The sequence below is a fragment of the Caballeronia sp. genome, assembly GCF_028292365.1.
In the GTDB taxonomy this organism is placed as follows: domain Bacteria; phylum Pseudomonadota; class Gammaproteobacteria; order Burkholderiales; family Burkholderiaceae; genus Caballeronia.
The window spans coordinates 1-7412 of sequence record NZ_JAQGMM010000007.1 but is presented as its reverse complement, the minus strand read 5'-3'; the positions used below and the strand labels follow the sequence as shown (position 1 = coordinate 7412).

The following is a 7412-nucleotide window of genomic DNA, read 5'->3' as shown; positions in this document are numbered from 1 at the left end:
CAGAACACCGCGACAAACGCGGGCACAGACAACAACAGGATATTGAACGGACACGTACGCCACGTATAGCCCATGACGAGCGGCATGCGTGCGTCGGGTGAGGTGAGACACAACACCGCCACTGCCGCGCTCCACACAACGAGCACAGGTACCGCAGGCATTGCCCAGAATTTGCCGATGGTCGTCCCGGGCCGCGACAGCCTCAGCGCCAGGAACAATGCTGTTGCGGCAAGCGATGTTGGAAACGCAAACTTGGCCCAGAAGATCGGTGTGCGCGAGATGACGGCGATGTCTGGCCGAACGCCAAACGTCAACGCCATCAACACAAGTGCGCCGAGCCCGCCCAGTACGATTGCACGTCCGAAGCGCCGTGCGGACACGCGCGGGTCGACTGGCGTAACGCCAGTCGATAGAAGCGAAATCAGGTCCTCGGTTTTCATACGGTGCCTCGAATCTTTGCTGCCAGCGCTTTCAGTCCACGGTGAATGCCCACTTTAACCGCCGACTCCGACATCCCCGTGAGCGCCGCGGTTTCGGTCACGGAGAGCCCTTGTAGCTTCACGTGAACGATCGGCAGCCGATGACGGTCCGGCAATTGTTCAAGCAGCTTGCCGACATCGCGTTTGGCATCGGCGGGTTCTTCATCCGAGGTCGCGAAGATCTCGAGCGCGTCGTCCAGCGGATCGTTCAGTGCTTCGCGCCGCGATCGCGCACGGAAAAAATCCATCAGCTTATAACGTGCGATCCCATGGACCCACGCGGTCAACGGCTCGTCCGGGCGATAGGTGTGGCGGCTGTTGTGTACGGCCAGCAGGATCTCTTGCACGACATCCTCGATGTCGTCCTGCAGGTAATAGATGCGCTTTCTCAGGAAGCCACGCAGATGTCCCGTCAGGTCGTCGAGGAACGTCCGATAGGCGACCGCGTCACCATTCAACCCGCGAACGAACAGGGCCTTCAACCGTTCTTCGACACCAGGCACGGAACCACTTTGTATTATTCGCTTCATCGCGGAATCGGGTTACAGCGCGCTTCAAATAAATTGCGACGGGCTTGCCGACGGGCGTCGACAGTCCCGACAGCGGGGATACGGTTCTGAGGCGGGAGACTACCCGATTTTAATGTCGGGATCGGTTTTAGCTGCGCTGCGAGCGCGCGCCGCGCGCGAAAACCATCGGTCCAAACGGGCTCCTGCTTAGCGTGTGGCCTCAGGATAATTCGATGGAAACATCGCGCGCCGGGTCTCCTCGTCCACCTCGCGCTTGAACGTAAACTCGCGGCCGACCGCTCGCGCGCGGGCAACGGCAGGGCGCGTGCAGATGGCGTCGAAGAAACGGCTCAGATTCGGGAAGGCGGCAAGCGGCGCGTCGGTGGCCAGCACCCGCGACGCACGCTCCAGCCATCCCCACGCGGACATATCGACGATCGAATACTCATCGCCCACTATGTACCCGCGCCCTGACAAGTGCTCGTCAAGCACACGATAGTGCCGCTCGATCTCCCGCCGATACCGGTTGATCGCGTAGGGAATCTTCTCGGGTGCGCCGTGTTGGAAGTGCACTGCCTGTCCGGAGAAGGGGCCAACTCCGGAACTGATAAAGAACAGCCATGACAGCAATTCGGGCCGGTCCGAGGGCTTACCGGCGAAACGCTGCGTCTTCTCGGCGAGGTACAAGAGGATCGCGCTGGAATCAAACACCCGTGCTTCGGATCCCCCAGGACCGTCCGTATCGATGATGGCGGGCACCTTGCCGTTCGGATTGATGCTCCTGAATGCCGGCAGATGCTGCTCGCCTTTGCTGGTATCGACGGGAAACACTTCGTACTCGAGTCCTGCCTCTTCGAGAAAGAGCGCAACCTTCGCGGGATTTGGCGTCGGGTGAAAGTAGAAACGGATCATGTTGTCCTTGGGTGTTGGGATGGGCCATCACGGCTCGCTAGGGGTGGTCATCCGGAAACGAAGACGCGCAGCCTCGAAATGTATTTGTAAGACTCGCTTGGGCGACGCTGTCTTTTACTGCCGGACGCGCATTGTGATTTATGTTTTAGATCGATCGATTTAGAATATCGTAACGAAAATGGAATGGCAATCTCGCCGGGTTCAACGGAGTAATGGACTGCATGCCAAGGCCAAGAGAGTTCGACGAAGCCGCCGTGCTCGACGCCGCGGTCCTGTGTTTCTGGAACCGTGGCTACGAAGCCACCTCGGTTCGTGAGCTGGCGGACAGCATGGGCATCACGGGCGCGAGCCTCTACAACGCGTTTGGTGACAAGCACGCGCTATATGGAAAGGCGCTGGCCCACTACGTGTCACGAAGCGTGGAAGACCGGGTCCGGCGTTTCGAAGGGACGCTGTCGCCGCTTCAATCGATCAAGGCGTTCTTCGATGAAATCGTCCACCGCTCACTCAGCGACAAGGACCGCAAAGGCTGCATGCTGGTGAACTCGGCGCTGGAAATGGCCCCGCACGATCCTGAGTTTCAGCGGGTCGTAGCTGGCGTGCTGGTGAAGCTCGAAGCTTATTTCGGCCGCTGCGTGGCCGCAGGTCAGCAAACTGGCGAGATCTCATGCGCGCAACCTGCTGAAGACTTCGCGCGCCTCTTGCTGGCGGTCTTGCTGGGCATTCGAGTACTTGCGCGTAGCCGACCGGAACCCGCATTGCTGGAAGGACTCTTGCGGCCGGTAATCGCGTCGCTCGATGGCAGGACGTTTGCCGGATAACTGAGCGGCCGCCCTGGCATCGCTCTTCATCACTTCGCTGACCTTTTTTAAGGGTCACGCCGTCACTGTATCTGGCCGCTCGCAGCAAAAAAATAACTTGCTGTAACCGGCCGGTCTTCCTCGACGAACTAACTCACATAAGCGCACTGCATGTGCGTTTTCGCGCTCTTAAAAAATTTCGTTGGGCGATGTAACCCGGCTGGCAATCGAAACGAATTAACTAGCAACTAACGACCCGCTTTGAACGCTTCTTGCCGACGATAAAAGAACGGCTCAACAAGGAGAGTCGCACAACTTGTCTGATGGAAGTTTTATTCGCCGCCAACGAAAGCAAGTCATGGAGGTCCAGATGAACGCAACACCAGAAGCCGCACGCACGAGCACCCCCTCGCGGACAATTCAGCCGGTCTGGGTACGGATCACGCACTGGCTGAATGCACTCGCGGCGATCCTGATGATGTTGTCTGGATGGCGGATTTACGACGCGTCGCCCGTATTCAAGGGTTTTGTGATTCCACCGGGTATTACGTTGGGCGGATGGCTTGGCGGTGCGCTGCAATGGCACTTCGCAGCCATGTGGCTGCTGTTTTTCAACGGTCTCTTTTATCTCACGATGAACGTTGTCACGGGGCGTATCACCTCCAAGTTTTTTCCGCTCTCGCCACGCGCAATTTTGCATGACCTGGGCGAAGCGCTTAAGGGACATTTATCGCACGCGGACCCGAGCAAGTACAACGCAGTGCAGAAGTTCGCGTACCTGTTCGTGATGCTCGATATTGCCGTGCTGATCCTGTCCGGTCTTGCAATCTGGAAGTCGGTGCAGTTTCCACTGCTGCGCGAACTGATGGGCGGTTATGACTTTGCGCGCGTTGTGCACTTCTCGGCCATGTCGTTGCTGGCGGCGTTCATTGTCGTGCATCTCGTGATGGTGTCACTGGTGCCGCGCTCGCTGCTCACCATGATCCGTGGCCGCTAGTTCAGCCGCGTGCCGCCCCGCTGAAAGATAACTTAAGGACTCGAGGAATCTCGATCATGAAACCCGTGAAGCCAAACCGCGTGAGCGTAGACCGCGAGTCGCTGATTATTGATGTTCGCCGCGAACTGGACATGCCGTCCCGCCGCCTCTTCGGCAAACGCATTGTGACGCTCGGCGGTCTTGCGATGCTGGCCGGTTGCAGCATCTCAGACGATAAATCCGTTGAGACTTTCCTCAGCCGTGTCTCTCGTCTTAACGATACCGTGCAAGGCTGGCTCTTCGATCCGAACCGTCTGGCGCCAACCTACACGGAAGCTCAGATCACGCGGCCGTTTCCGTTCAACGCGTTCTACGGTATTGACGATGTTCCTGTCGTCGATGGCTCCGACTTTCGCCTGAAAGTAAGCGGATTGGTGCAGAGCACGAAAACGTGGAGCTTGCCCGAGCTCTACGCATTGCCGAAAGCCGAGCAGATCACGCGGCATATCTGCGTTGAAGGATGGAGTGCGATCGGGCGCTGGGGCGGCACACCGTTCTCGGCGTTCCTGAAGCGGGTAGGGGCGGACACATCGGCGAAATATGTCGGTTTCAAGTGTGCGGACGACTACTACGAAAGCATCGACATGCCGACTGCCTTGCATCCGCAGACGTTGCTGACGTTCACCTTTGACGGCCAGCAATTGCCGCCGAAATATGGTTACCCGATGAAACTAAGGATGCCTACGAAATTAGGCTATAAAAATCCGAAGCACATCATGGAGATTTTCGTCACGAATAAATTCCCTGGCGGCTATTGGGTCGATCAGGGCTACAACTGGTTCGGAGGTTCCTGACGTCACGAAAAAATCGAGACATCTCGCGGCGTCAGGTACTTCGATTCACCCCGGCATGACCGGATACTTTTACTCCAGAAAGAGGTTGATATGAAACTGTTCATCACTGCAGCACTCGCAGCAACGTTGGCCCTGAGCGGCTCCATGGCATTCGCCCAGGCAAGCGACGCAATGGCGCACGATTCCATGGCGAAGGACAGCATGTCCAAGGACGCAATGTCGAAAGACTCGATGTCCAAGGACTCGATGAAGAAGGATGACAAGATGAAAAAGCACGATGCAATGGGGATGGGCCATCCTGCTTCGGGCGCGATGGCGCAGTAATCCGCACGGTAACCTTTACAAGCATCGAAAGCGGTTCCGCGGGTGTGGTTGAACCGCTTTCGATTGCGCTTTCACCTTCCGTTGATGCTCCCGGCATCGGCTAAGACACTGCCCATTCCGCAGGGGGTGCCCGTAGGCCGCCATCCCAAGGCGACCATCCTCGCAGTTAAGCGTCACTCGGCGCGCCGCCATTCCCGTCCCCATCTTCTTCGAACCTAACCCCCGGATTTTTGGCGGGTTCTAATCAGGATCGGTTGATCCCGGGACAGGCGCGAATGCGGCATTTGTCCACCGAGTGCGGCATGTCCGCCACATTCACCCCCAAACCGGTCATTTTGATAAACAATAACGGCACCGCACGAACTCGTGAGCCTCGAAACCAACGCCGCCGATGCCCGATCACCGTCTGCTGAAAATCTCTCCTGAAACGCACCGCGTCGCGATCGACCTGGTCTACGCAACTGATCGCAACCTGACTGGCAAGCCGATCTACAAGAGGGCACATTGCTTGCTCCTGGCTCCCGCTGAAGCCGCCTTGAAGAAAGCTGTCGAACTGGCAGGCAACATTGGCATGACGCTGAAAATATTCGATGCGTATCGCCCGCCGCAAGCCCAGCAGGTGCTCTGGGACTTCCTACCCGATCCGACCTACATAGCAGACCTTAAGCGCGGCTCGAACCATAGTCGCGGCACGGCGGTCGACTTGACGCTGGTCGATGCTCAAGGCCTGGACCTCGATATGGGCACCGGTTTCGACGAAATGTCGATTGCCTCCGAGCACTTCCATCCTGGTTTGCCAGAGCATGTGCAGCGCAATCGGACATTGTTGCTTGGCGTGATGCACGGCGCCGGTTTCACCCATATTCCCAGCGAGTGGTGGCATTACGAATTGCCAGGCTCGCGCGCACTAGACCTTATCGATAACGCCGACAGCGGCCCCTTGCGCCTGATGTAACCACACGCAGCAACCGCACGGAACGCGCAGAACATCTCATCAACATCGCTCACGGAGAGAGTATGAAACGGGTATTGTGCAACGCGCTGGCAGCCATCGCGGCAGCGTCTACTCTGATGCTTGCCGGCACGCGAATCGCCGAAGCGGCCACGCCGAAGGACATGCTGGTCATGGCCACTTTACTCGACGAATTCACCACGCTGGACCCGGGCGAGATCTACGAACTGGTGCCGCAGGAATACGTCGCCAATACTTATGATCGCCTGATTCGCGTCGATCTGAAGGATCCAGCCCGCTTCAATGGCGACGTTGCTCAATCCTGGGCAGTGAGTCAGGACGGTCTCACGTTCACCTTCAAGATTCGCCCTGGCCTCAAGTTCCACTCGGGTAATCCGCTCACTGCCGACGACGTCGCGTGGTCGATCCAGCGCACCGCATTACTCGACAAAGGCGCGGCCGCCGTGCTGGCAGGCATTGGGTTGACGAAGGAAAACGCGCTGCAGAACGTGAAGAAAATCGACGACAGCACGGTGTCGATCACCACCGACCAGAAGTACGCGCCCACGTTCGTGTTGAACGTGCTGGGATCGTGGCCGGCTTCCGTGCTCGACAGAAAGCTGCTCGAATCGCACGCGAAGGGTAAGGACTTCGGCAACGAGTGGCTGAAGACAAACGAGGCGGGCTCAGGTGCCTACAAGCTGGTCAAGTGGACCGCGAACGACAGCATTGTGCTGCAGCGTTTCGATGGTTATCGCGTGCCGCTTGCAATGAAACGCATCGTGATGCGGCATGTACCGGAAGCATCGAGCCAGCGCCTGATGATTGAAAACGGCGACATCGATATCGCGCGCGACCTGAGTTCCGACGACCTCGCGACGCTGACGAAGAAGGGCACGATCCGCGTGACGTCCGTGCCGCAAGCTACGCTGATGTATCTTGGCCTGAACAACAAGAACCCGAATCTGGCGAAGGCCGATGTGCAGGAGGCCATGAAATGGCTGATCGATTACAACGGCATTCAGCAGAATATCGTGCGGACCACGTACAAGGTGCACGAGACCTTTCTTCCCGAAGGTTTCCTCGGGGCGTTGAACACCAATCCGTACCATCAGGACGTAGCGAAGGCGAAAGCGTTGCTGGCAAAAGCGGGCGTACCGAACGGTTTCTCGGTGAAGATGGATGTGCGTAACGACTCCCCATACGGCGAGATTGCTCAGGCGGTGCAGGCGAATCTGGCGCAAGGCGGAATCAAGGTCGAGCTGATTTCAAGCGATAACAAGCAGACCCTCGGCAAGTATCGCGCGCGTCAGCATGACATTTATATTGGCGAGTGGTCGGCGGATTACATCGATCCGCATAGCAACGCACAGGGCTTCGCGTGGAATCCGGACAACTCCGACAAATCGTCCTTCAAGATGCTCGCGTGGCGCAATGCGTGGGACATTCCGCAATTGACGAAGGAGACTCAGGCGGCGCTGGAGGAATCGTCAACGGCAAAACGCGCTCAACGCTATGAAGCGATGCAGAAGGAATTTCTCGCGAACTCGCCATTCGTGATCATGTTCCAGAAGGTCTCGCAAGTTGCGGCGCGACCGGGCGTGAC

General features: G+C 57.8%; 9 protein-coding genes. 6 read left to right on the top strand and 3 right to left on the bottom strand.

The window, feature by feature from the left end:
• The 3 genes from JWR14_RS00295 to JWR14_RS00285 form a co-directional block, all read right to left on the bottom strand.
• Positions 1–440 (bottom strand): DUF1109 domain-containing protein (locus tag JWR14_RS00295; protein ID WP_299699386.1); only part of this gene is annotated, 440 nt, incomplete at its 3' end.
• Positions 437–1009, bottom strand: a complete 573-nt coding sequence (locus tag JWR14_RS00290) for a sigma-70 family RNA polymerase sigma factor (protein WP_299699384.1) — start codon at positions 1007–1009, stop codon at positions 437–439. The genes JWR14_RS00290 and JWR14_RS00295, both read right to left, overlap by 4 nt.
• 186 nt (positions 1010–1195) lie before the next feature.
• Complete coding sequence (locus tag JWR14_RS00285) at positions 1196–1900, bottom strand: glutathione S-transferase C-terminal domain-containing protein (RefSeq protein ID WP_299699382.1); 705 nt, start codon at positions 1898–1900, stop codon at positions 1196–1198.
• Between the two features lie 221 nt (positions 1901–2121).
• Between JWR14_RS00285 and JWR14_RS00280 the strand changes: the two genes are divergently transcribed.
• The 6 genes from JWR14_RS00280 to JWR14_RS00255 form a co-directional block, all read left to right on the top strand.
• The gene (locus tag JWR14_RS00280; RefSeq protein WP_299699380.1) at positions 2122–2721 is read left to right on the top strand and encodes a TetR/AcrR family transcriptional regulator; all 600 of its coding nucleotides are present in this window, start codon (positions 2122–2124) and stop codon (positions 2719–2721) included.
• Between the two features lie 349 nt (positions 2722–3070).
• On the top strand, positions 3071–3697 hold the full coding sequence (locus tag JWR14_RS00275) for a cytochrome b/b6 domain-containing protein (RefSeq protein WP_299699378.1): 627 nt from the start codon (positions 3071–3073) through the stop codon (positions 3695–3697).
• A 56-nt stretch (positions 3698–3753) separates the two neighbouring features.
• Entirely contained in the window at positions 3754–4530 is a 777-nt protein-coding gene (locus JWR14_RS00270) for a molybdopterin-dependent oxidoreductase (RefSeq protein ID WP_299699376.1), read from the top strand.
• Positions 4531–4620: 90 nt separating this feature from the next.
• Positions 4621–4854, top strand: a complete 234-nt coding sequence (locus JWR14_RS00265) for a pentapeptide MXKDX repeat protein (protein ID WP_299699374.1) — start codon at positions 4621–4623, stop codon at positions 4852–4854.
• 391 nt (positions 4855–5245) lie between these two features.
• Positions 5246–5809: a D-alanyl-D-alanine dipeptidase gene (gene ddpX, locus JWR14_RS00260; protein WP_299699372.1), complete on the top strand. Its 564-nt coding sequence runs from the start codon at positions 5246–5248 to the stop codon at positions 5807–5809.
• Positions 5810–5871: 62 nt separating this feature from the next.
• Positions 5872–7412, top strand: a 1541-nt coding sequence (locus JWR14_RS00255; RefSeq protein ID WP_299699370.1) for an ABC transporter substrate-binding protein, incomplete at its 3' end; no start/stop codon positions are given.

Excerpts from the sequence above, each read along its gene's own strand:
- JWR14_RS00290 (WP_299699384.1), bottom strand. The coding sequence starts at position 1,009 with ATGAAGCGAATAATACAAAGTGGTTCCGTGCCTGGTGTCGAAGAACGG.
- JWR14_RS00285 (WP_299699382.1), bottom strand. The coding sequence starts at position 1,900 with ATGATCCGTTTCTACTTTCACCCGACGCCAAATCCCGCGAAGGTTGCG.
- JWR14_RS00280 (WP_299699380.1), top strand. The coding sequence starts at position 2,122 with ATGCCAAGGCCAAGAGAGTTCGACGAAGCCGCCGTGCTCGACGCCGCG.
- JWR14_RS00275 (WP_299699378.1), top strand. The coding sequence starts at position 3,071 with ATGAACGCAACACCAGAAGCCGCACGCACGAGCACCCCCTCGCGGACA.
- JWR14_RS00270 (WP_299699376.1), top strand. The coding sequence starts at position 3,754 with ATGAAACCCGTGAAGCCAAACCGCGTGAGCGTAGACCGCGAGTCGCTG.
- JWR14_RS00265 (WP_299699374.1), top strand. The coding sequence starts at position 4,621 with ATGAAACTGTTCATCACTGCAGCACTCGCAGCAACGTTGGCCCTGAGC.
- ddpX (WP_299699372.1), top strand. The coding sequence starts at position 5,246 with ATGCCCGATCACCGTCTGCTGAAAATCTCTCCTGAAACGCACCGCGTC.